Origin of the sequence: Vibrio sp. OPT46, assembly GCF_015163535.1 — a bacterium.
GTDB classification, from domain to species: Bacteria; Pseudomonadota; Gammaproteobacteria; order Enterobacterales; family Vibrionaceae; genus Vibrio; species Vibrio alginolyticus.
This window is the reverse complement of sequence record NZ_JADDYG010000353.1, coordinates 1-208: the sequence shown is the minus strand read 5'-3', so window position 1 is coordinate 208 and position 208 is coordinate 1. Positions and strand designations below refer to the sequence as shown.

The 208-nt window shown below is 43.8% G+C and carries 1 rRNA gene; it reads left to right on the top strand.

The window, feature by feature from the left end:
* Positions 1-208, top strand: a 23S ribosomal RNA gene (locus IQR33_RS15815); the annotation flags it as partial.

Sequence of the window (208 nt, the reverse complement as noted above, 5' to 3'; positions counted from 1 at the left end):
TGGCAGTCAGAGGCGATGAAGGACGTATTAACTTGCGATAAGCCCAGATTAGGTAGTAAAAACCATTTGAGTCTGGGATTTCCGAATGGGGAAACCCACTTACATAAGTAAGTATCGTTATGTGAATACATAGCATAACGAGGCGAACCGGGGGAACTGAAACATCTAAGTACCCCGAGGAAAAGAAATCAACCGAGATTCCGAAAGT